The organism is Paramicrobacterium salitolerans (genome assembly GCF_051513965.1).
In the GTDB taxonomy this organism is placed as follows: domain Bacteria; phylum Actinomycetota; class Actinomycetes; order Actinomycetales; family Microbacteriaceae; genus Paramicrobacterium.
The window spans coordinates 1966609-1989902 of record NZ_CP195847.1 but is presented as its reverse complement, the minus strand read 5'-3'; the positions used below and the strand labels follow the sequence as shown (position 1 = coordinate 1989902).

General features: G+C 66.1%; 22 protein-coding genes and 1 tRNA gene. 19 read left to right on the top strand and 4 right to left on the bottom strand.

From position 1 onward, the window contains the following. Position 1: 1 nt before the first annotated feature. From ACSAGD_RS09525 to ACSAGD_RS09515, 3 genes are read left to right on the top strand one after another with little or no spacing between them, the layout of a single operon-like run. Entirely contained in the window at positions 2-151 is a 150-nt protein-coding gene (locus ACSAGD_RS09525) for a DUF4244 domain-containing protein (protein WP_437585152.1), read from the top strand. Then, positions 132-470, top strand: a complete 339-nt coding sequence (locus tag ACSAGD_RS09520; protein ID WP_437582488.1) for a TadE family type IV pilus minor pilin — start codon at positions 132-134, stop codon at positions 468-470. The genes ACSAGD_RS09525 and ACSAGD_RS09520 overlap by 20 nt, the downstream gene beginning before the upstream one ends. A 5-nt stretch (positions 471-475) precedes the next feature. Next, a complete protein-coding gene (locus ACSAGD_RS09515; RefSeq protein ID WP_437582487.1) occupies positions 476-838 on the top strand; it encodes an Rv3654c family TadE-like protein in 363 nt (120 codons plus the stop codon). 48 nt (positions 839-886) lie between these two features. Here the strand turns inward: ACSAGD_RS09515 and ACSAGD_RS09510 are convergent, their stop codons facing one another. Continuing rightward, positions 887-1123 (bottom strand): hypothetical protein, encoded by a 237-nt coding sequence (locus ACSAGD_RS09510; protein ID WP_437582486.1) that lies wholly within the window; start codon positions 1121-1123, stop codon positions 887-889. A 206-nt stretch (positions 1124-1329) separates the two neighbouring features. Here ACSAGD_RS09510 and topA point away from each other — a divergent pair, with 206 nt between their 5' ends. The 15 genes from topA (at position 1330) to ACSAGD_RS09435 (ending at position 17676) form a co-directional block, all read left to right on the top strand. Further along, a complete protein-coding gene (gene topA, locus ACSAGD_RS09505; protein WP_437582485.1) occupies positions 1330-4080 on the top strand; it encodes a type I DNA topoisomerase in 2751 nt (916 codons plus the stop codon). Further along, positions 4077-4694: a dTMP kinase gene (gene tmk, locus ACSAGD_RS09500; RefSeq protein ID WP_437582484.1), complete on the top strand. Its 618-nt coding sequence runs from the start codon at positions 4077-4079 to the stop codon at positions 4692-4694. Before topA ends, tmk begins: the two co-directional genes overlap by 4 nt. Before the next feature lie 68 nt (positions 4695-4762). Continuing rightward, positions 4763-5893: a DNA polymerase III subunit delta' gene (locus ACSAGD_RS09495; protein ID WP_437582483.1), complete on the top strand. Its 1131-nt coding sequence runs from the start codon at positions 4763-4765 to the stop codon at positions 5891-5893. 10 nt (positions 5894-5903) lie between these two features. Beyond that, on the top strand, positions 5904-7469 hold the full coding sequence (locus tag ACSAGD_RS09490) for an alpha/beta hydrolase (protein ID WP_437582482.1): 1566 nt from the start codon (positions 5904-5906) through the stop codon (positions 7467-7469). Beyond that, positions 7460-8365 (top strand): DMT family transporter, encoded by a 906-nt coding sequence (locus tag ACSAGD_RS09485; RefSeq protein WP_437582481.1) that lies wholly within the window; start codon positions 7460-7462, stop codon positions 8363-8365. The genes ACSAGD_RS09490 and ACSAGD_RS09485 overlap by 10 nt, the downstream gene beginning before the upstream one ends. A 73-nt stretch (positions 8366-8438) precedes the next feature. Then, positions 8439-8511: transfer RNA gene (locus ACSAGD_RS09480), tRNA-Thr, on the top strand. Between the two features lie 242 nt (positions 8512-8753). Continuing rightward, positions 8754-10934, top strand: coding sequence for a heavy metal translocating P-type ATPase (locus ACSAGD_RS09475; RefSeq protein ID WP_437585151.1), 2181 nt, complete (start codon positions 8754-8756; stop codon positions 10932-10934). 30 nt (positions 10935-10964) lie between these two features. Further along, complete coding sequence (locus tag ACSAGD_RS09470; RefSeq protein ID WP_437582480.1) at positions 10965-11888, top strand: aldose 1-epimerase family protein; 924 nt, start codon at positions 10965-10967, stop codon at positions 11886-11888. Positions 11889-11897: 9 nt separating this feature from the next. After that, positions 11898-12890 carry a Gfo/Idh/MocA family protein gene (locus ACSAGD_RS09465; RefSeq protein WP_437582479.1) on the top strand — a complete coding sequence of 331 codons (993 nt, stop codon included), beginning with the start codon at positions 11898-11900 and terminating at the stop codon, positions 12888-12890. Positions 12891-12915: 25 nt separating this feature from the next. After that, positions 12916-14322, top strand: a complete 1407-nt coding sequence (gene dacB / locus ACSAGD_RS09460) for a D-alanyl-D-alanine carboxypeptidase/D-alanyl-D-alanine endopeptidase (RefSeq protein WP_437582478.1) — start codon at positions 12916-12918, stop codon at positions 14320-14322. A 10-nt stretch (positions 14323-14332) separates the two neighbouring features. Further along, on the top strand, positions 14333-14932 hold the full coding sequence (locus ACSAGD_RS09455; RefSeq protein WP_437582477.1) for an isochorismatase family protein: 600 nt from the start codon (positions 14333-14335) through the stop codon (positions 14930-14932). Positions 14933-15047: 115 nt separating this feature from the next. Beyond that, positions 15048-15734: a hypothetical protein gene (locus ACSAGD_RS09450; protein WP_437582476.1), complete on the top strand. Its 687-nt coding sequence runs from the start codon at positions 15048-15050 to the stop codon at positions 15732-15734. Continuing rightward, on the top strand, positions 15727-16023 hold the full coding sequence (locus ACSAGD_RS09445; RefSeq protein ID WP_437582475.1) for a transcriptional regulator: 297 nt from the start codon (positions 15727-15729) through the stop codon (positions 16021-16023). The genes ACSAGD_RS09450 and ACSAGD_RS09445 overlap by 8 nt, the downstream gene beginning before the upstream one ends. After that, a complete protein-coding gene (locus ACSAGD_RS09440; RefSeq protein WP_437582474.1) occupies positions 16020-16907 on the top strand; it encodes an ABC transporter ATP-binding protein in 888 nt (295 codons plus the stop codon). Before ACSAGD_RS09445 ends, ACSAGD_RS09440 begins: the two co-directional genes overlap by 4 nt. Before the next feature lie 10 nt (positions 16908-16917). Continuing rightward, complete coding sequence (locus tag ACSAGD_RS09435; RefSeq protein ID WP_437582473.1) at positions 16918-17676, top strand: ABC transporter permease; 759 nt, start codon at positions 16918-16920, stop codon at positions 17674-17676. A gap of 70 nt (positions 17677-17746) precedes the next feature. Here ACSAGD_RS09435 and ACSAGD_RS09430 read toward each other — a convergent pair whose 3' ends face one another. Then, positions 17747-19189, bottom strand: coding sequence for a helix-turn-helix domain-containing protein (locus ACSAGD_RS09430; RefSeq protein WP_437582472.1), 1443 nt, complete (start codon positions 19187-19189; stop codon positions 17747-17749). Positions 19190-19305: 116 nt separating this feature from the next. Between ACSAGD_RS09430 and ACSAGD_RS09425 the strand changes: the two genes are divergently transcribed. Next, positions 19306-21180 carry a phosphoenolpyruvate carboxykinase (GTP) gene (locus tag ACSAGD_RS09425; protein ID WP_437582471.1) on the top strand — a complete coding sequence of 625 codons (1875 nt, stop codon included), beginning with the start codon at positions 19306-19308 and terminating at the stop codon, positions 21178-21180. A 267-nt stretch (positions 21181-21447) separates the two neighbouring features. Here ACSAGD_RS09425 and ACSAGD_RS09420 read toward each other — a convergent pair whose 3' ends face one another. After that, on the bottom strand, positions 21448-21933 hold the full coding sequence (locus ACSAGD_RS09420; RefSeq protein ID WP_437582470.1) for a hypothetical protein: 486 nt from the start codon (positions 21931-21933) through the stop codon (positions 21448-21450). Between the two features lie 173 nt (positions 21934-22106). Next, on the bottom strand, positions 22107-23249 hold the full coding sequence (hpaD, locus tag ACSAGD_RS09415; protein WP_437582469.1) for a 3,4-dihydroxyphenylacetate 2,3-dioxygenase: 1143 nt from the start codon (positions 23247-23249) through the stop codon (positions 22107-22109). Between the last annotated feature and the right edge of the window lie 45 nt (positions 23250-23294).

Below are 23294 nucleotides of genomic sequence, written 5' to 3'. Positions count from 1 at the left end.
GATGGACGACGAGGGAGCCGCAACCGCCGAGTACGCCATCGCCACGATGGCGGCCGTCGGCTTCGCCGGCTTGCTCGTCGTCATCATGAAGAGCGACGAGGTGCGCGGCATCCTCACCGATCTGGTGCGACGTGCGCTCACCGTCGGATAACACCGAGCACGGCAGCATCGCAGCGGAGTTCGCGGTCGTGATCCCCGCTGTGATGCTCGTGCTCGCCCTGTGCATCTGGGGGTTGCAGGCCGCCGCTCTGCAGGTGAGAGTCACGGATGCCGCGGCCGACGCTGCGCGGACGGTCGCGCGCGGCGATGACATCGGTCTCGCCCGAGCGCGGGTCAGCACCCTCGTTCCCGGGGCCGGAGTCTCCACCTCGGCGAGCGGCGACTTCGTCTGTGCGACGGTCACCGCGCGGGCGAGCGTTCTGCCCCTCGATGTGTCGGCGCGCAGCTGCGCGCTGGCGGGTGGCCAGTGAGCGCCATGAGACCCCGTGTCGCCGACGCGGAGGGGTCGGCATCGGTGCTCGGAGTCGCACTCGTCGCGGCGATCGTCGTGCTGCTCGGCATCCTTGCACCGCTCTGTGCCGCGTATCAGTCACGCCAGGTAGCCGCCGGAGCAGCGGATGCCGCGGCGCTCGCCGTAGCAGACACGGCTCTGGGGTTCACGACCGGAGACCCCTGCGCGGTGGCCTCGCGTGCGGCGCAGCTCAACGGCGCAACCCTCGAGTCCTGCGCGATCGACGGACTCGTCGCCACTGTGCAGGTCTCGGTGAACGTGATGGGGCTGCCCGCCATCGCTCGGTCGAGAGCCGGCCCCGACCCCACTCAGTCGGTCCGTCGGTGACTGCGAACCGGTCCTCTTAACTGAGGGCGCGAACGTTCGCGGGGTCGATCAGCTGTAGGAGGTGGTGCGATAGCGATAGCCGACGGCCGTGGGACGGTCGGAGTTCTCCTCTTCGTACTCCGAGTCGCCGGTCATCACATAGAGATAGGCCTTGCCCTCGTCGACCGGAACCTCGATCGACGGCTTGACGTCCCCCGAAGGCAAGAAGTCGATCGAGATCGTCTTCCCCTCAAGCGGGCCGTCCGTGAGCTTTGCGGTGTAGCTGCTGCCTGAGGTGTTGTTCATATCCCAATTGTGTGCCATTGCGCGCAGAGCGCAAGAGTCACGGCGGAAGTACGGCTTGGGAACAGAAATGTGCGACACTCTGTTTCCGGTACTGACGTTGCCGCGCTTCATCGAATGCGCGTGGGCGACGCTCAGAATTCACACAGGCCACGATTAGGTATCGGCTCGGTCAGGGTGTGTATGGTGTGCACGACGAAAGGAGTCGGGTGTCAGGCACGAAGAAATTGGTCATCGTTGAGTCGCCGACCAAGATGAAGTCCATCGCCGGCTATCTCGGCGAGGGCTATGAAGTGCTGTCGTCCGTAGGCCACATTCGTGATCTCGCCGAGCCCAAGAAGCTTCCGGCCGAGATCAAGAAGGGGTCGCTTGGCAAGTTCGCTGTCGACATCGAGAACGGCTTCGAGCCGTACTACGTCGTCTCCGACACCAAGAAGAAGACAGTCGCCGAACTCAAGCGCGCCCTGAAGGACGCCGACGAACTCCTGCTCGCCACAGATGAGGACCGCGAGGGAGAGGCCATCGCCTGGCACCTGCTGCAGGTGCTGAAGCCGAAGGTCCCCGTCAAGCGCATGGTGTTCCACGAGATCACCAAAGACGCGATCCTCGCCGCGAAGGACAACACCCGCGAGCTCAACGAGTCGCTCGTGGATGCCCAGGAGACACGGCGCATCCTCGACCGCGTCTACGGCTACGAGATCTCGCCGGTGCTCTGGCGCAAGGTCGGCCCCGGTCTGTCCGCGGGACGTGTGCAGTCCGCGGCGACACGTCTCGTCGTCGACCGTGAGCGCGAGCGGCTCGCCTTCGTCGCGGCATCCTATTGGGACCTCACCGCCGAGATCACGCCCGAGGGCGCCGACAGCAGCTTCGAAGCGAAGCTCGTCCGACTCGACGGCACCCGCGTCGCCACCGGACGCGACTTCGACGACAGCGGAAAGCTCTCGGCCAAGGCTCGACAGCTTGACGAGGCCGCGGCGACAGCTCTCGCGAACGCGCTTTCTGGCGACGGAGTCACCGCATCGATCTCCTCGCTTGAGACGAAGCCCTATTCGCGTCGCCCGGCCGCGCCGTTCACGACATCGACTCTGCAGCAGGAGGCGGCGCGCAAGCTGCGCTTCTCGGCTCGCCAGACGATGAGCGTCGCGCAGTCACTGTACGAGAACGGGTACATCACCTATATGCGTACCGACTCCGTCTCGCTGTCGAAGCAGGCGACGGATGCCGCTCGCTCGCAGGCCCGCTCGCTCTACGGCGACGACTCCGTGCCCGAGAAGCCTCGCTACTACTCGAGCAAGTCGAAGAACGCACAGGAGGCTCACGAGGCGATCCGGCCGTCGGGAGACACCTTCCGCACCCCCTCATCGCTTCAGAGCTCGCTGCGCGGCAACGACTTCAAGCTCTACGAGCTGATCTGGAAGCGCACGGTCGCGAGCCAGATGGCCGACGCCAAGGGGCAGACGGCGACCGTCACGATCACGTCGGATGTGCCGAACAGCGATGTCGCGAACACCGCTGAGCTGACGGCATCCGGAACCGTCATCACCTTCCGCGGGTTCCTCGCCGCCTACGAAGAAGGCCAGGACGAAGTCCGCGGCGACCGTGACAAGAACGCCAAACTGCCGCCCATGACCGAAGGTCAGTCGGCCGGTCTCGGCGATGTCGAGGCCAAGGGGCACGAGACGAGCCCGCCGCCGCGCTACACCGAGGCGAGTCTCACGAAGCGGCTCGAGGAGCTCGGAATCGGACGTCCCTCGACGTACGCGCAGATTCTGTCGACCATCGTCGACCGCGGCTACGTGACGCAGCGAGGCACCGCTCTGGTTCCGAACTGGATCGCGTTCAGCGTCGTGCGACTGCTCGAGGAGCACTTCCACTCGCTCGTGGAGTACGACTTCACCGCGGGCATGGAGGAGGATCTCGACCGCATCGCAGCGGGGGAGGCCAAGCGCCTGGACTGGCTCGAGGAGTTCTACTTCGGCAGTGACCAGCACGCGGGGCTCCGCCACGTCGTCGACAACCTCGGCGAGATCGATGCCCGCGAGATCAACTCGGTGCGCATCGACGACGAGATCACCCTGCGCATCGGAAAGTACGGCCCGTACCTCGAGGTTGTGGACGCCGATGCCGCGCCGAACGCCGAGACCGGTGAGGTGCCTGTGCGGCGCGTGAACATTCCAGAGGGGCTCGCCCCCGACGAGCTCACCGTCGAGAAGGCGCACGAACTCGCCGACGCACCCGTGATCGGCGACCGCGAGCTCGGCGAGAACCCGGAGACGGGCAAGACCATCGTCGTGAAGGATGGCCGCTTCGGTCCGTACGTCACCGAGCTCGAGCCTGAGCCTGCGGAGGACGAGGCCCCGAAGAAGAAGACCAAGAAGGCGCCGAAGCCGCGCACGGCATCCCTGTTCAAGTCGATGGACATCGAGACCGTCGACCTGGAGCAGGCGCTCAAGCTGCTGAGCCTGCCACGCGTCGTCGGCGAGGACCCCGAGTCGGGGGAGCCGATCACCGCGCAGAACGGACGCTTCGGGCCTTACCTCAAGAAGGGAACTGACTCGCGGTCGCTGCAGAGCGAGGAGCAGATCTTCGACATCGACCTCGCAGGCGCGCTCGAGATCTTCGCGCAGCCGAAGTACGCGGGCCGCCGCGCCGCGAGCGCACTCAAGGAGTTCGACGCGGACCCCGAGAGCGGCAAGCCCGTACGGGTGAAGGACGGTCGCTTCGGCCCTTACGTCACCGACGGAGTGACGAACGTCACGATTCCGAAGGGCGAAGACCCCCAGGACATGACGTTCGAGCGCGCTGTTCAGATGCTCGCCGACAAGCGCGCGAAGGGCCCGGCGAAGCCTCGCAAGAAGGCACCCGCCAAGAAGGCCACGGCCAAGAAGGCGCCCGCCAAGAAGGCCACGGCGAAGAAGGCGCCCGCGAAGAAGAGCTCCTCGAGCTCAAGCGCCGAATGAGCGGTCTGTTCATCACCCTCGAGGGCGGCGACGGCGTCGGAAAGTCGACGCAGGCGCAGCTCCTCGAGGAGTGGCTGACCGCACAGGGACGCACGGTCGTGCGAACGCGTGAACCAGGTGGAACCGAGGTCGGTGAGCAGATCCGTGAGATCGTGTTGCATCATCGAGGCGACATCGCTCCTCGCGCCGAGGCGCTGCTCTACGCCGCGGACCGCGCGCATCACATCGCGACCAAGGTGCGTCCCGCGCTCGAGGCCGGCATGGTCGTGATCCAAGACCGCTACATCGACTCGTCCGTTGCCTACCAGGGTGCCGGACGCGTGCTCGCGGGTGACACGATCCGCGACCTGTCGATGTGGGCGGTCGACGGCCTGCTTCCCGACCTCACGGTCCTTCTCGACCTCGACGAAACCGCCGCCAGGCAGCGTCTGGACGCCGCCGAGAAGCGCTTCGACCGACTCGAGGCCGAGAAAGCGGAGTTCCACGCACGAGTGCGTGCCGCATACCTCGACATGGCCGCAACCGACCCGAGATTCATCGTGCTCGATGCCGCGCGTGAGCCCGAGGCGATCGCGTCGGACATCCGGGCACGCGTGGAGCAGCTGCTCGGCTGAGACCGCGCACTCGACGACTGCATCCCCGGAGTCGATGCGCGTCAGATGCCGCAGGTAGGCTTGTCCGCGTGAACGCATGGAGCGACCTGACGGGGCAGACTGAGGCTGTTGACGTGCTGCGCTCCGCGGCATCCGCATCGAGCTCGTCGATGACCCACGCGTGGCTCATCACCGGCCCTCCGGGCTCTGGCCGCTCGAACATGGCGTTCGCCTTCGCAGCCGCGCTTCTGAGCGGCAGCCCCGACGGCGACGACCAGACGCTCGCTCAGGTCGAATCGCGCACGCATCCCGACCTGTCGATCCTGAGCACCGAGAATGTCACGTACACCATCCGCGAGGTGCGCGAGTTCGCGACCACCTCGTATTACTCGCCGTCGGTGGGCAGCTACCGGGTGATGGTGATCGAGGATGCCGATCGCATGACCGAGCGCACGAGCAACGTTCTGTTGAAGGCACTCGAAGAGCCGCCCGAGCGAACGGTCTGGATTCTCTGTGCGCCGAGTGACGCCGACATGCTGCCGACGATCCGGAGTCGTGTTCGCACGCTTCGTCTGCGGCTGCCGGACGTCGACGACGTCGCCGAGCTTCTGCAGAGCCAGCTCGGGGTGGACGCGACGACGGCTGAGCGCGCGGCCCGCCTGGCCCAGAGCCACATCGGCATGGCGAAGCGTCTCGCAACGGACGGCGACGCGCTCTCACGTCGCGAGCAGACTCTCCGGACCGCGCTGTCGATGCGGTCTGTCACAGATGCCGTCATGGCTGCCGCCGGCATGCTCGAGATCGCCGGAGACGACGCGAAGGCGTTCACCTCCGAGCGCGACGAGGCTGAGCGCGAGAGCGTCATGCGCTCCCTCGGCCTCGAGCCAGGGCAGACGATCCCGCCCGCGCTGCGCAGTCAGATCAAGAGTCTCGAGGAAGATCAGAAGCGGCGCGCGACACGGAGCCTGCGCGACGGCATCGACCGCATCCTCGTTGACCTGCTCTCGATGTACCGTGACATCACGATGATCCAGCTCGGTCGTGCCCACGCGATCATCAACCGAGAGTTCGCTGACGATCTGCGTCGCAAGGCAGAAGCCACCGACGCGGCACGTACGCTTCAGACAATGGACGCGATCCGACAGGCACGACGTCGGATCGCGGGTAATGTGGCACCGGCGCTTGCGCTCGAGGCAGCGCTGGTGACGGCGATTCGCTAGAGGGGGCACGATGAAGAACACACGAACTCGGCGCTTGGCGATGGCGGTGCTGGCGGCTGCCGTCGTAGTGCCCCTCAGCGGATGCTTCACCGCCTTCATCCCGCCGAAGGACGGCGATGCCGACGGCGGGCACACATCCAAGCCTCAGCCGACGACGACGGGCACATCCGCCGATGAGTTCTACGCGCAGGAGCTCGACTGGTCGTCCGACGACTGCCCGTCCGGGTTCGAGTGCGCGACCGCACGCGCCCCGATGAACTGGGACGACCCCGAGGCCGGCGAGATCGAACTCGCGCTCATCCGCAAGGAGGCCAAGGGAGACCCGATCGGCTCGCTGCTTGTGAACCCCGGCGGGCCTGGCGGTTCCGGCTACGACTTCGTCGCCGAGAGCCTCGACTACGCCGTCGACACCGAGCTGAAAGACAACTTCGATATCGTCGGCTTCGACCCGCGCGGTGTCGGGCGTTCAACCGCGGTGACCTGCTACGACGACGAGCAGATGGACGAATACCTCTACGGTCTGCCGAAGAACACCGACGTCGGAAGCGAGGAGTGGATCGACGAGATGACGACCTCCGCGACCGATTTCGGTCAGGCCTGCCTCGACAACACCGGGCCGATGCTCGAGTTCGTCAACACGGTGCAGTCCGCGAAGGACCTCGACCTGCTGCGCGCCGTTCTCGGCGATGACGAGCTCTACTACCTCGGCTACTCGTACGGCACCTTCCTCGGAGCCACCTACGCCAAGCTGTTCCCCGACAAGGTCGGCCGACTCGTTCTCGACGGCGCGCTCGACCCGTCGGTCAGCAACTTCGAGGTCTCCAAGACTCAGGCCGTCGGCTTCGAGGACGCCCTGTCGGCGTTCCTGGAGGACTGCATCGACAACAACAGCGAATGCGCGTTCACGGGGAGCGTCGATGACGCTCGTGAGACCGTCATCGATCTGCTCGACTCTGTCGACAAGTCGCCGATCAAGGGCGACGATGGTCGGATGCTGGGATCGAGCACGCTCCTCACGGCGATCATCATGCCGCTGTACTCGCCGAACAGCTGGGACTACCTCAACCAGATGTTCGCCGACGTCATGAAGGGCAACAGCGACTACGCGTTCTTCTTCGCAGACCAGTACAACGGCCGCACCGAGTCCGGTAAGTACAAAGACAATCAGACCGAGGCGTTCATGGCGTACAACTGCCTCGACTACACGTACGACGACGACCCGGAGTCCATGGCGAAGGAAGCCAAGGAGATCGAGAAGGCCGCACCGGTCTTCGGCAAGTTCATGACCTACGGCGACATCGGATGCGCGAACTGGCCGTTCACTGACGGCGCCGACCGTGAGGAAATCCACGCAGAAGGCGCCGACCCGATCATGGTCGTTGGCACGACCGGTGACCCCGCAACGCCGTATGAGTGGGCGGAGTCCCTTGCCGAGCAGCTCGACTCGGGCTTCCTCGTCACGTACGAAGGCGAGGGGCACACGGCATACAATAAGGGGTCTCAGTGTGTGAATGACGTCGTGGACGAATACCTCATCAAGGGCACCGTTCCCGACGACGATCCTCAGTGCTCGTAGCCTCGTCGCCCGCGGGGGTGCTGTACGTTCTCGCAGCGTCGGTGCTCTGGGGGACGACGGGAACAGCCGCGAGCTTCGCACCTCAGGTCGGGCCGCTCGCGGTCGGGTCTTTCGCCATGGGCATCGGCGGGCTGCTGCAGGCTGCGGTGGCCGCACGCGCGCTGCGCACTGAGCGGGTCGGCCTGTGGCGGTGCCGGTGGGTGCTTCTGCTCGGCGGCCTCGCGGTGGCCGTGTATCCGCTCGCGTTCTACAGCTCGATGCGCTTCGCAGGCGTCGCCGTCGGAACCATCGTGTCGATCGGATCCGCTCCCATCGTGTCGGCCGTGCTGGAGCGCGTGATCGATCGAGCGCCCCTGCGGTCGCGGTGGGCGCTTGGAGTGATGCTCGGCATCGTCGGGGCGGTCCTGCTCGTCGCCACACGAGGGGATGCCCCGGGGAGCGCGCCGGTCATCGGCATCCTTCTCGGCGTCGTTGCCGGAGCCACCTACGCGGGCTACACCTACGCCGCGACGCGCATGATGCGAGCCGGGGTCTCCCGGTCGGCGGCGATGGGCGGAGCTTTCGGCCTCGGCGGCATCCTGCTGGTTCCCGTCATGATCGTGACAGGTGCACCCATTCTGCACTCGCCCCTCAACGCAGGTGTGGCCGTGTACATGGCGCTCGTGCCGATGTTCGCGGGATATCTGCTGTTCGGGGCGGGGCTCTGGCGGGTCGCGTCGAGCACGGCGACCACAGTGTCTCTCGCCGAGCCCGTCGTGGCGGCGATTCTCGCGGTCGTCGTCGTGGGGGAGATATTCACACTCGCCGGTTGGATCGGCATGGGGCTCATCGCGCTCTGCATCGTTGTGATCGTGCTGCCCGAGCGCGCGCGGAGTTCCGGCGCACGCGCCGCCTGAACGCGAAAGTGGTCAAAAGCACTCGGCAGACCATGTATTATTGATAGCTGTGCGCACCTGAAACGTGTGTCACGCCGCCTTAGCTCAGTCGGCAGAGCGATTCACTCGTAATGAATAGGTCGTCGGTTCGATTCCGACAGGCGGCTCAGATCGAAAAGCGGGGCCGATCAGTTAGAAATAGCTGATCGGCCCCGCTTTTTGCGTGCTGTGACGGTGTGGTGCGGCCCACTGTGGTTCGGCTTCTCGGTGCATCACCCTCATTTCTGATATACCCTTAGGGGGTATGGGTAACGACGATGGAATGCCGTAGCATCCGAATGACAGGAAAGAAGGGACCGTGACCTCACCAGCGGCACAGCAGAGCACGATCGATCTCGACGTCTCGGGCATGACCTGCGCGTCGTGTGCGATGCGCATCGAGAAGAAGCTGAACCGGCTCGACGGCGTCGAAGCGAGCGTCAACTACGCCACCGAGAAGGCGCGCGTCACCGTTCCGGACGGGTATGACCCTCAGCTGCTGATCGAGCAGATCGAGAAGACCGGCTACGGCGCCGAGCTTCCCGCTCCCGAGCCCGAGGCAGAGGATGCCGGGGAGGCTCCTGACCACGAGCTCATCGCCCTGCGGCAGCGGCTGATCGGCTCGATCGTGCTCTCGGTTCCCGTCATTCTCATCTCGATGATTCCCGCGCTGCAGTTCACGTACTGGCAGTGGGCGTCACTTGCCCTCACGGCCCCCGTCGTCGTGTGGGCCGGGTGGCCGTTCCACCGGGCCGCGGCCATCAACCTGCGGCACGGCGCCGCGACGATGGACACCCTCGTCTCGATGGGAACTCTCGCGGCCTTCGCCTGGTCGCTCTGGGCGCTCTTCTTCGGCACGGCGGGCATTCCCGGCATGACCCACGAGTTCTCGTTAGCCATCACGCGCAGCGATGCGGCCGGCAACATCTACCTCGAGGTCGCCGCGGGGGTCACGATGTTTCTTCTCGCGGGGCGCTACGCCGAGAAGCGTTCGAAGCGCCGCGCCGGTGCAGCTCTGCGAGCCCTTCTCGATATGGGTGCCAAAGAGGTGTCGATCGTTCGCGATGGTGTGGAGGGACGCATCCCGATCTCCGACCTGGCGGTGGGGGACGAGTTCATCGTTCGCCCCGGCGAGAAGATCGCGACGGACGGCGTGATTGTGTCCGGCAGCTCCGCGATCGACGAGTCGATGCTCACGGGCGAGTCCGTTCCCGTCGAGGTGGGCGAAGGGGATGCCGTCACGGGAGCGACCATCAACACCTCCGGTCGTCTGATCGTGCGCGCCGCGCGTGTGGGCGATGACACGCAGCTCGCGCAGATGGCGAAGCTCGTCGAAGAGGCGCAGTCGGGCAAGGCCGAGGTGCAGCGGCTCGCAGACCGCGTCTCGAGTGTTTTCGTGCCGATCGTGCTCGTCATCGCGATCGTCACGCTCGCCGGTTGGTTCGTCGCAGGGCAGGGCGCTGCCGCCGCGTTCACCGCGGCCGTGGCCGTGCTGATCATCGCGTGTCCGTGCGCACTGGGACTCGCGACTCCGACCGCGCTGCTCGTGGGCACCGGCCGCGGTGCACAGCTGGGCATCCTGATCAAGGGGCCCGAGGTTCTCGAGTCGGCCCGTTGTGTCGACACCGTCGTGCTCGACAAGACCGGCACCGTGACCTCCGGTGTCATGGCGGTGGCGGATGCCGTCGTCGCCGAGGGCGTCAGCCGCGACGAGCTGCTGCGCATCGCCGCCGCCGTGGAGAACGGATCAGAACACCCGATCGCACGAGCGATCGTGCGCGCCGCGGGCAGCGTCCCCGACGTGACCGGCTTCGCCTCCCACGAGGGACTCGGCGTCCGTGGCGTCGTGGAGGGGCGCGATGTCGCGGTCGGGCGTGACAGCCTCTTCGAGACGCTCGGGTTCGCGAGCAGCGACGCGGTCTCTGTCGCGAAGCGCTCCGCTGAGGCGACGGGAAGCACCATTGTGACGGTCGGTTGGGACGGCGCCGTGCGCGGCGCAATCGTGATTGCGGACGAGCTGAAGCCGACGAGTGCCGCAGCAGTGGCGCGTCTGGGTGCGCTCGGACTCGACACGGTGCTGCTCACGGGAGACAACCGGGCGGTCGCAGAGAAGATCGCCGCCGAAGTCGGCATCCGCGAAGTCCGAGCCGAGGTCATGCCGAGCGACAAGGTCGACGTCGTGCGTCAGCTGCAGGAGCGCGGCCGCGTCGTCGCGATGGTCGGCGACGGTGTGAACGACGCCGCAGCCCTCGCGCAGGCCGACCTGGGTCTCGCGATGGGCACGGGAACAGACGTCGCGATCGAGGCCGCAGACATCACGCTCGTTCGTGGGGACCTGCAGAGCGCCGCCGATGCGATTCGCCTGTCGCGCCGCACCCTGAGCACGATCAAGGGCAACCTGTTCTGGGCGTTCGCCTACAACGTCGCGGCGATCCCGCTCGCCGCATTCGGCTTCCTCGCTCCCATGCTCGCGGGTGCCGCGATGGCGTTCTCCAGCGTGTTCGTCGTCGGCAACAGCCTGCGGCTCCGAAGGTTCCGTGCATCGAAGTGAGCGGAGAGCTGCGCCCCTAGACTGGGCCGCATGAGCGACGAAGTCTGGAATCCGACCGGCGAGCAGTTCACGATCACGCGCGGCTCGAGCAGGTGCACCGTCACCGAAGTCGGCGCCACACTCCGCGAGCTCGTGCTCGACGGAGTGCAGGTGATCGAGACGTTTCCCGAGAGCGGGGCGCCCCGCTCGACACAGGGCGGGATGCTCGTGCCATGGCCGAATCGCGTGCGTGACGGACGCTGGACGCTGGGCGACACCGTGCAGCAGCTCGATCTGACCGAGCCGAAGTTCCACAACGCGAGCCACGGCCTGCTGCGGAGCCAGGCCTATCGGCTAGGCGAGAGCGGCTCGTCGCGGGTCGTTCTGACTGCTGACATCCACCCTCAGCGTGGCTACCCGTTCAGCCTCGCGACGAGCATCGCCTTCGAGCTGACCGACAGCGGCCTCGAGGTGACGCACACGCTCGTCAACCACGGAACCGAGGCGGCGCCGATCGGCGTGGGCACGCACGGCTACTACCGCATCGGCGAGGTGGACACCGACGAGCTCACGGTCACGAGCACGGGAGACACGGTGATCGAGGTCGACGAGCGCATGAACCCCACGGGTACGGCGCCCGTGCCGGCGAGCAAAGATCTGCGGGCCGGGCATCGCGTTGCGGACCTCTCGCTCGACGACGCCTACACCGACATGACGCGCTCGGACGCGGGCAGATACGAGCACCGCCTCGCCGCCGACGACGGGCGCGCGGTCACCGTGTGGGGAGACGAGCACTTCGCGTGGGCGCAGTTCTACACCTCCGACCGCATCCGCGATGACGGTACACGGTCGCTCGCCATCGAGCCGATGACCATGCCGGCGAACGCCTTCAACAGCGGCGACGGACTCACCTGGCTCGCGCCAGGAGAGAGGTGGAGCGTCACGTGGGGCGTGGAGTACCGCGCGACGCCATAAGCTGAGGTCATGACGACCACTCACGCCCTGCGCTGGGGAATTCTCGGACCCGGCGGAATCGCACGCGCCTTCACCAACGACCTCGTTCTGAACGGGTTCACCGTCACCGCGGTCGGCTCCCGCCAGCTCGAGCGCGCTCAGGCTTTCGCCGACGCCTTCGAGATCCCGCGTGCACACGGAAGCTATGAGGGTCTCGTCACCGATCCCGACGTGGATGTCGTCTACGTCGCCTCGCCGCACGCGATGCACGCGGGGCATGCGAAGCTCGCACTGGATGCCGGTAAGCACGTGCTCGTCGAGAAGGCGTTCACGCTCAACGAGGACGAAGCCCGCGAGGTGGCCGACCTCGCGGAGCGCCGCGGTCGCGTGGTGCTCGAGGCGATGTGGACGCGCTTCCTCCCGCACATGCGCCGGATCCGCGAGATCCTCGACGAGGGGGTTCTCGGCGATGTTGTCACGGTCCTCGCCGATCACACGCAGCTGCTCGACTTCGAACCCGAGCACCGCATCAACAATCCGGCGCTCGGCGGCGGCGCGCTGCTCGACCTTGGCATCTACCCTGTGTCGTTCGCGATCGACGTGCTGGGGCTGCCGGATTCCGTCGACGCCAGGGCGCAGCTGGGCGAGACCGGCGTCGACGAACAGGTGCAGGCCGTTCTGAACTACGACGACGGCCGCATGGCGTCGACGTTCAGTTCGATCCGCGGTGCCGGCCCGAACACGGCGAGCATCATCGGCACGCGCGCCCGCATCGATATCGACCGGGTCTGGTACACCCCGACGACGTTCCGCGTGGTCTCCTCCGACGAGGAGATTCTCGAGGAGTTCGCCGCAGACGTCACTGGTCGCGGCATGCACTATCAGGCGCTCGAGCTGGAGCGCCTCGTGGCCGCCGAACAGCTCTCGGGAAGCATCCTCCCACCCGAGGAGTCCGTCGCGATCATGGGCGTGCTCGACGAGATCAGGCGCCAGATCGGAGTGGTGTACCCCAGCGAGCTCTGAGCAGTCTGGCGGTATCATCTCTGTGATGTCTCGCCGCTCCGCCACGCCTTCGTCACGCCCTCGTCTGCTCTGGGCGACGATCGTCGTGGTCGGGGCGCTGCTCGGCACGGGCGCCGTCGCCGCGGGTGCGGCGACAACCGCTCCGAGTGCCGCGGGCACCGTCACGGCGACGCCGACGCCCACCCCCACGGTCGACCCGCGGCCCGTCGCCGACGAGCCGGTTCCCGCGAGCGGCATCCGCCAGTGTTCGGTCGCCGAACAGGCATCCGACCCGCTTCTGCACACGCTGCAGGCTCGAGTCGTCAACGCCGAGACGGGTGAAGTGCTCTACGACCGCAACTCGACCAAGCCGGCACGCACGGCCAGCAACCTGAAGCTCATCACGGGTGCTGCGGCGCTGGAGACCTTCGGCGCGGACCACCGCATCGACACGCCCGTGGTCGAGGGCAGCGAGCCGGGAACGATCGTGCTCGTCGGCTCCGGAGACATGACGCTCACGCGGCTGCCCACCGGACAGGAGTCCGTGTACGAGGGCGCCGCGCACCTTGACGAGCTGGCGAAGCGCACGAAGAAGGCGTGGTCGGATGCGGGGCACACCGAGCCCATCTCGCGCATCGTGCTCGACAGCAGCCTGTTCGGCGGTGAGACCTGGCTGCCCGCATGGGACACCAAGGGCATGCGCGAGGGATACCAGTCGCATGTGACGGCACTGCAGGTGGATGCCGATCGGTTCTATCCGACGAACGAGTACTCGCCGCGCGGAGACGACCCGATCGATCGGGCCGGAGATGCATTCGCCACGTACTTCCCGGGCGCGACGACTGAGGTCGGAACCGCTCCCGAGGATGCCGAGGAGCTCGCGCACGTCTCGTCCGCGCCGCTGTCGAGCCTCGTCGAGTACATGTTGCTGTACAGCGACAACATGATCGCCGAGACTCTCGCACGTCTCGTCGCGATCGAGGAGGGCACCGGCAATACGTTCGAGGCGCTCGATGCCGGTCTTACGGCAGCTCTTGAGCCTCTCGGCATCCCCACTGACGACCTCACGATCGTCGATGGCTCCGGACTGAGCGCAGACAACGCGGTGCCCAACGTCTACTTCACCCGGCTGCTGCGCGATGTCGTCGAGGGCGACATCGACATGCCTGCGCTCCTCACGGGCCTGCCGGTCGCGGGGGAGACCGGAACTCTGCGCTACGACAGCCGATTCTACGGAGACGCCGCCGATGCCGTGGGTCACATCCGCGCGAAGACCGGCTGGATTCAGAGCGCGTACACGCTCTCGGGCGTCATCGATGCGAAGGACGGCACGACGCTCGTCTTCTCGATCTACGCACTCGGGGACCCGCCGATTCCGCATGTTACGTCGCACGCGGTCGACGTCTTGGCCGCGGCGTTCTACCGTTGTGGCAACGACCTGTCGAACACCTGATGGAGGCACTGTGGCACGGGCACTGATGATCATCGATGTGCAGAACGACTTCACCGAGGGCGGGGCGCTCGGCGTGCAGGGCGGCGCGGACGTCGCTCGGAACGTCACGCGATGGCTCTCCGTCGCGCCGGGACGCTACGACACGATCGTGGCCTCGCGCGACTGGCACAACGCGACCGATGACAATGGCGGGCACTTCGCACCGGACAGCGACGAACCCGACTTCGTCACCACCTGGCCTGTGCACTGCGTGGCCGACACCCCAGGCGCCGAGTACCATCCTGCCTTCGACACCTCGACCGTGAATACGCACATTCGCAAGGGTCAAGGCGTTCCCGCCTACTCCGCGTTCGAGGGCACCACCGACGACGGCCGCACGCTGCTCGAAGCGCTCACCGAGGCTGGGGTGACCGAGATCGACGCCGTCGGCATCGCCACCGATTACTGTGTTCGCGCCTCGGTGCTCGACGCCATCGACTCCGGCATGCACGTGACAGTGCTGACCGACCTCGTCGCGGGAGTCGCGGAGGAGACGAGCGTCGCGGCGCTGAACGAGATGGGGGTTCACGGTGCGACGCTCACGACATCGGGCGAGGTGTCGGCCGAGTAGGTCGCTCCGACCTCGCGAGACTGCAGAGAGAAGGCCCGGTTTTGCGCCGGGCCTTCTCTCTGAGGCACCCGCAGATCTCTTGATTAGACAAAGTACTTTGTGTTACAAAGTAACTATGAACATGAACGATGAGACTCCACGCGACGACGAACGCGCTCTCGACCCGGCGGCGATGTTGCGTCTGGTTCAAGACCAGCAGAAGAGCGTCGCCTCGCAGTTCTCGAGCATCGCGTGGATCGTCACAGCGACGTGGGGCGTGGCCTGGACCATCGGCTTTCTCGCCGTCTGGCTCATCGACGGGCTGAAACCGGCCTTCGCAATTCCACGGGCGGCAGGCTTCATAACGCTCGGCGTCGTTGTCGGCATCGCCGTCATCGTGTCAGTGACCGCGGGCATCCGCACCGGGCGGGGCGTGCGGACGACCAAGGAGGATGCCTTCGCCGGCGCTGCCTACGGGTGCACGTGGTCAATTTCCATGATTGGCGTGTGGCTCTTCGGTATGGCACTCATGTCGCAGGGGATGAGCGAGACGATCACCCAGTTCTACTTTTCGTCGGGCTTCGTGCTCATGACCGGCGTCATGATGGCCGTCACCGCAGCCGTTTGGCGGATGAAGTCAGCGCTCGGCATCGGCATCTGGCTCGTCATCATCGCCGCCGTCGCGCCGTACTTCGGAACGCCGGGCAACTACCTGTTCCTCGCGATCAGCGGCGGGCTCGTCTTCATCGGCTTCGCCGTCGCCGTCGCCACGTACAACGCGGGTCTCAAGCGACGCGTGCGGGGTGCTGAGGGCCGTGGCTGATCTCGACCCCGTCATCCACGCGCAGGCGCGACTGCGCATCTGCGCCGCGCTCGCGACGCTCGGCTCAGCGGAGGCAATCACCTTCCCTCGTCTGCAGCAGATTCTCGAGATGACTGCGGGAAACCTCTCGACGCACCTGCGCAAGCTCGAGGACGCCGAGTACGTCTCGGTCGACAAGACGATCGAGGGGCGCTCGCCCGTCACCTACATCGCACTCACCACCCTCGGGCGACGACGCTTCGAGGACTACACCGAGTCCCTTCGAGGACTCCTGGGAGGAACACCATGACAACGCTCGCTCACTTCGAGAACGTCACGCGACGCTTCGGCGACGTGACCGCCCTCGACGATGTCACCCTCGACATCGAGGCAGGCCGCATCGTCGGGCTGCTCGGCCCCAACGGCGCCGGAAAGACGACGCTGCTCTCGCTCCTTCAAGGGTTGCGGCGCCCGACGAGCGGCAGCGTCACCCTGCTCGGCGGGTCGCCCTCCGATTTTCGAGTTCGCGCGAATCTCGGCAGTACGCCGCAAGAGACCGCGCTGCCAGAGGCGCTGAAGGTGGGCGAGATCATTCGCTTCGTCGGCGCGCACTTCGAGAACCCGATGCCGGTCGATGAGATCGCGGCAGAGTTCGGGCTCGAGAAGATGCTCGGCAGGCAGTCTGGAGCGCTGTCGGGCGGGCAGAAGAGGCGGCTGTCGGTAGCGCTCGCCTTCGTGGGGCATCCGAGACTCGTGTTGCTCGACGAACCGACCACAGGGCTTGACGTCGACGCGCGACACGTGCTCTGGCAGGCTGTGCGCCGCCAGCACGAGCGCGGTGCGACCGTCGTCGTCACGAGCCACTACCTCGAAGAGATCGAGGCGCTCGCCGAGCGCGTCATCGTGATGGACGAGGGTCGTGTCATCGCCGATGACTCTCTGCACGCCATCGTCGGGCAGGTTGCCGGGCGGATGCTGCGGCTCTCAACGCCCCAGCCGGATGCCGTGGCGATGCTGCCCGGCGTCGTGCGACACGAGTACGAGGCCGACGGCTCTCACACGTACTTCGTGCACGACGGAGACGCCGTGATCACGGCGCTCGTGCAACGAGGCATCCCGTTCTCCGACCTATCGGTCCGCGGTGCGACGCTCGAGGAGGCGTTCCTCGCGCTCACCGAGAAGACACCTGCCTGAGGAGGCTGCAATGTCCAACATCACTCTTCGCCTCGCCGGCGTCCACACCAAGTACTCACTCATCGAGACGTTCCGCATTCCGATCGCGGTGATCGGCACGATGGTGTTCCCCGCGCTCGCGCTGCTGTTCTTCGTCGTGCCGCAGCCCTACGTCGCCCAGGACCCACTGTTCGCCACACAGGCGGTCATCTCGCTCAGCGTCTTCGCCGTCATGGCGAACTCGCTGTTCAGCTTCGGCATCAGCATCTCCGAAGACCGAGAGAAGCCCTGGGATCCATATGTGCGCACACTCCCGGTCCCTGGCGTCGCGCGAGTGATCTCGTACGTGCTCTCGATCGGCCTCATGGGGCTCGCCGCGGTCGTGCCCGTGCTGATCATCGGTGGGATCTTCACGGCGGCCGAGGCGCCGCTCGGGCGCGTGCTGCTCGGCTTCGTGGCCCTCGCTACCTCTGCGCTGCCGTTCATGCTGATCGGCGTCGCCGTCGGCTACGCGATGCCCTCGAAGGCAGCCATCGCCGTCGTGCAGGTCATCATGTTCGGCTTCGCATTCGCCGGCGGGCTCTTCCTCCCGCCCGAGATGTTCGCGGACTGGCTGAACACTCTCTCTAAGTTCTTCCCATCGAGGCAGGCACGCGAGCTCGTCATCTGGGCCACGCAGGGAGGCGCCCTCGAACCATGGGTGTGGCTGGGACTCATCGCCTGGCTCGTCGTGACGGCCGCGCTCGCCCTGGTTCTCTACCGGCGTGACGAGGGGCGGCGTTTTCGCTGAGCACGGCTCTCGGTCAGACAGAGCAGAGGGATGCCCCGCAATCGCGTGCGGGGCATCCCTCTGTTCGTGTTCACTCTGTTCCGGCGTGACGCTCCAGAAACGCGTACACCTCGTTGTCGTCGACCCCGGGGAACCGTCCGGAGGGGAGAGGCGCGAGCACCTGAGTGTGCAGTCGCGCGCTCGGCCACGACTGCTCGCGCCACTTCGACTCGAGGTGCTCGGGTGGCCGCTGGCAGCATGACTCGTCGGGGCACTGCGATTCCGCGCGGTTCTGCGTCTCGCGTCCGCGGAACCACTTGGCCTCGTCGAACGGCACGCCCACAGAGATCGAGAACTCGCCCGCAGCGGTGGTTCCGGTCTGCGTCGAGCACCAGAACGTGCCCGCAGGGGTGTCCGTGTACTGATACTGCTCCGTGGTGCGGTTCCGCCGCGCGAAGGCGGAACGAGCGCTCCACTTCCGGCACACGCGCTGCCCCTCGATCGATCCGGTCACATCGGTGGGGAGGGGGAGCCCGTCGTTCTCGTAGCCCTTCTGCAGCATCCCCTCGTCGGTCACGCGCAGAAAGTGCAGACGCATGTCGAGCTGCGAGGTAGCGAGGTTCGTGAGTCGGAGCCCCGCGGCCTCGTGCGTCACTCCGAAGGCGTCGCGGAAGTCCTCGACCGCGAGGTTGCGGTCCTTCTTCGCCTGCGTGAGGAAGTTCACCGCCCGCGTCTGCGGAATGAGGCAGCACGCGGCGAAGTAGTTGATCTCGAGGCGCTGTCGGAGAAACTGCGCGTAACTGGTCGGCACACGATGTCCGAGGATGCGGTGCGCCATCGCCTGCAACGCCATCGAGCGGAGGCCGTGGCCGCCCGGGATCGATGCAGGCGGCAGATAGATCCGGCCGTTCTGCAGATCCGTGATCGACCGTGCTGAGCTTGGGAGGTCGTTGACGTAGATGAGCTCGAAGCCCAGCTGCTCGGCCATGATGCCGACGGTGCGGTGAGTGAGGGCACCCGTCGCGTGGCCTGCGGCTGTCACCCGCTCTTCGGCGACCTTCTCGATCTCGGGCAGATAGTTGTCTCGCTCGCGCATCCAGGTGCGCAGCTCCGTGTTGGCGCGGCGGGCCTCTTCGGGCGTGGCGATCGCCTCCGTTGCGCGGCGCTGCAGCTCGCGGTGCAGGCCGACGACCGCCTCGAGAACGTCGTCGCTCATGCCGCGCGACGGGCGCACGGTCGGTAGGCCCAGCGTCGAGTAGAGGGGGCCGCTCTGGGCTTCCATGAGCTCGAGCTCGAGAGCGGCCCGCTTCGACGGCGGCTCTCGCGTCAGCAACTCCGTCAGGGGAATGCCGACCGCCTCGGCGATGGCGTTCAGCAGCGAGAGCTTCGGCTCGCGCTTGCCGTTCTCGATGAGGGAGAGCTGGCTGCCAGTCACATCGACCTTCGCACCGAGGGCATCGAGAGTGAGGCCCGCGCGTGTGCGGAAGTGACGGATCCGATGACCGAGTGTCGCGATGTCGCTCGAAGTGACCATGAATCAACAATACAAAAAGAATCAGCATTCTTGACAATCAAATGGGCTGTATTAGGTGAGAAGCATGCCGCAAAGTGGATGTTAGACATAATCTTGACAATGCTTCGGAGGCACAGATGTCACTCGCGGACCTCATCACACAGAGAAACGTCGAGAGTGAGCGCGAAGAAACCAAGGCCGGTGCGCAGACGGAGCAGTCTGCGGCATCCGGCCTTGAGGCCCTCACTCAGTGGGTCGACGAGATCGCGGCACTCGCTCAGCCGGACGACGTCGTCTGGTGCGATGGCTCCCGTGCCGAGTTCGACCGCCTGACCAAGCAGATGGTCGCTGAGGGCAAGCTCATCAAACTCAATCCTGAATGGCGGCCCAACAGCTATCTCGCGCGCTCGACGCCCTCGGACGTCGCCCGGGTCGAAGCTCGCACGTTCATTGCGAGCGAGAGCGAAGAGGATGCCGGTCCCACGAACAACTGGGCCGAGCCGAACGAGATGCGCGAGACGCTGACCCGGGTGTTCACAGGGAGCATGCGCGGTCGCACGATGTACGTCGTCCCCTTCTCCATGGGTCCCGTCGGGGGTCCGCTCTCGCAGCTCGGCGTGCAGGTGACCGACTCGGCGTACGCCGTCGTCTCCATGGGCATCATGACCCGCATGGGCGACCAGGTGCTCGAGCTCATCAAGGACGGCGCGCCGTGGATCAAGGCGCACCACTCGGTCGGCGCTCCGCTGCAGCCGGGTGAAGAAGACGTCGCGTGGCCGTGCAACGACGAGAAGTACATCGTGCAGTTCCCCGAATCGCGGGAGATCTGGTCGTACGGCTCGGGCTACGGCGGAAACGCGCTGCTGGGCAAGAAGTGCTTCGCACTCCGCATCGCGAGTGTGATGGCGCGTGACGAGGGCTGGCTCGCCGAGCATATGCTGCTCATCCGAGTGACGGACCCCGAGGGGCGTGCCTTCCACGTCGCCGCGGCGTTCCCGTCAGCGTGCGGCAAGACGAACCTCGCGATGCTGCGTCCCACCATTCCCGGCTGGAAGGTCGAGACGATCGGCGATGACATCGCGTGGTTGCGTCCCGGAGAGGACGGGCGGCTGTGGGCGATCAACCCCGAAGCCGGCTTCTTCGGCGTCGCCCCGGGGACGGGCGAATCCACCAACGTGACCGCGGTTGAGACGCTGTGGGGCAACACGATCTTCACCAACGTTGCTCTGCGCGACGACGGCGACGTCTGGTGGGAGGGCCTCACGGACACCCCACCGGATCACCTGATCGACTGGGAGGGCAACGACTGGACGCCTGAAAGCGGACGTCCCGCCGCCCACCCGAACTCGCGATTCACGGTCGCGGCGGCTCAGTGCCCGCAGATGGCGGCCGACTGGGAGGCCGACGGTGGCGTTCCCATCGACGCCATCCTGTTCGGCGGGCGCCGTGCGACGAACGTACCGCTCGTCGTCGAGGCTTCCGACTGGAGCCACGGTGTCTTCATGGGCGCGACGATCTCGAGCGAGCGCACGGCCGCCGCTGAGGGCACCGTCGGCGAGCTGCGCCGCGACCCCTTCGCGATGCGTCCGTTCTGCGGCTACAACATGGCCGACCACTGGGCGCACTGGCTCTCGATCGGCAACAAGCTTCGCTTCGACCGGGCGCCGCGCATCTACCAGGTGAACTGGTTCCGCAAGGGTGACGACGGTCGCTTCCTGTGGCCCGGATTCGGCGAGAACTCGCGTGTGCTCGAGTGGATCGCCGCACGTCTCACGGGAATGGCGTCGGCAGAGACCACTCCCATTGGGCGTCTGCCTCACGTCGACGACATCGACCTCAGCGGCATCGATGTCCCAGCGGAGGACCTCGAGGAGCTGTTCTCGATCGACCGGCACGGCTGGCTCGAGGAGGCAGACCTCACGGAGGAATTCTTCGCCGACTTCGGATCGAAGGTTCCGGCGGCGCTGCGGGCTGAGCTTGAGGCTCTCCGCTACCGCCTGAAGAACGAGTAGAAAGACCACCGCGGCGCGCGCGGGGGACACAGTGCGCGCGCCGCGGTCACTCTCGCTTCACGCGTGAGGAGGTGGGCCGGAGCAGCGCCTTGGCCGGACGGTTCCGGACCTCCTCCCCGCGAGTGAATCGCGACAGGCAACGGGTGGCACATGCCAGTGGGGCGTGCGTGTGCCGCCCGTTTTGCTGTGCTGACGTGACGCGCGCGAGCATCCGATGGGTTCGTGACGATGGTGGTCTGTGCGGGTCCATCGCGACGATTCCTCGTCTCAGTCGTTGTCCCAGTACCTGAACGAATCCGAACCTGTAAGAACGATCGGGATTTCTCCCGGCTTTGTCACCGTGACAGTTATATTCAGGGTCTGCCCGTCCATCGTTGCGGGATCGGGAAGGCCGGATGGCCACGGCCCGTATGAGTCGACAATCGTCTTTTGCTCGTCATATGGAATGGTTGTCGGGATGTCGGGTGTCCAGGTCGCTGGAGCCTGCGGAGCGGATGCGAAGGTGAGTGAATACGAGTAGTAGTAGCCGTCCAGTTCGTCCTGAGGCTGGTCGACTGCGAAGCTCACCGTGAGTAGCTGTTTGTCCGTGCGATACCTGCTGAACCACTCTGAAGCGCTCCAGTCAGGGGAGATGGATGCCGCGGCTGCTGGCGTAGCGGCAGCGACCGCGATCACGGGAACAGACCAGGCTCCAGCGTTCAGAACCGAGCGTCGACTGACTTGATGCTGCTTGGATCGTGGGTGTTGTGTCACGAGAAGCCTCCGAAACGAGACGATATACCGTGATCTTCGGTGGGCATAGCCCCCGAAGGAGGGGCGTGCGTGTGTCGCCCGTTTTGCGTGTCGCCTACGGTGAGTCGCTTACTGATGAGCGGAAGGGGCGGTGGATGCCGCAGCATCCACCGCCCCATTCGGCGCCGTTCAGCTTAGAGCGTGTTGCCCAGCTTGAAGCCCTTCTCCTCGTCGCCCTTGCGAGTGTAGGAGAAGCCGTCCGCGCCAACCGTCACAGCCATTTCGCTCGCGTCGGTGCGGGCGTGCACAGGCTGCGGGTTTCCGTCGAGATCGAGCACGAGCGAGGCATCCGTGTACCAGCTCGGCACGACGGGGTTGCCCCACCAGTCGCGGCGCTGGTTGTCGTGAACGTCCCACGTGACCACCGGGTTGTCCGGGTCGCCGGTGTAGTAGTCCTGGGTGTAGATCTCCACGCGGTGACCGTCCGGGTCCCGCAGGTAGAGGTAGAACGCGTTCGAGACGCCGTGGCGACCGGGTCCGCGTTCGATCGCGTCAGAGCGGCGCAGCGCACCGAGCTTGTCGCAGATCGCGAGAATGTTGTGCTTCTCATGCGTGGAGAACGCGACGTGGTGCATGCGCGGCCCGTCGCCCCCGGTCATCGCGGTGTCGTGGACGGTCGGCTTCCGCCGCATCCACGCCGCGTACACGGTGCCCTCTTCGTCTTGGATGTCCTCCGTTACACGGAAGCCGAGATCCTGCATGAACTTCACCGCGCGCGGAACATCCGGCGTCACCTGATTGAAGTGATCCAGCCGGACGAGCTCGCCCGTGTGGTGCAGGTCGTAGCGCCAGGAGAGCCGCTCCACGTGCGTCACGTCGTAGAAGAACTCGTAGGGGAAGCCCAGCGGGTCGACCACGCGGACGGAATCGCCGATGCCCTTGGTGAATCCCTCCGGAGCGCGGCGCACGTCGCAGCCGAGCTGGCGGTAGTACTCTTCGGCACGGTCCAGCTCCTCAGGTGAGCGAACGCGGTACGAGAACGCCGCGACCGCCGCCACGTCCCCCTGCCGGAGGACCAGGTTGTGGTGGATGAACTCCTCGGTCGAGCGCAGGTAGACGGCGTCCTCGGTGTCTTCAGTGACGTAGAGCCCGAGAACATCGACGTAGAACTCCCGCGACGCGGCGAGGTCCGTGACGACGAGCTCCATGTAGGCACAGCGGAGGATGTCCGGCGGCGCCACGGTCGGAGTGGGGATCGGGTTGTCCGTGGTGATCGGGGCCTCCTGGCTCACATAGAAGCCTGAAGAGGTGAGGGTCATATCTTCACGATTGGTCATGTCAGCGTCCTTGCATCACAATGCTCAGTCTCGTGCTTCGGTGCG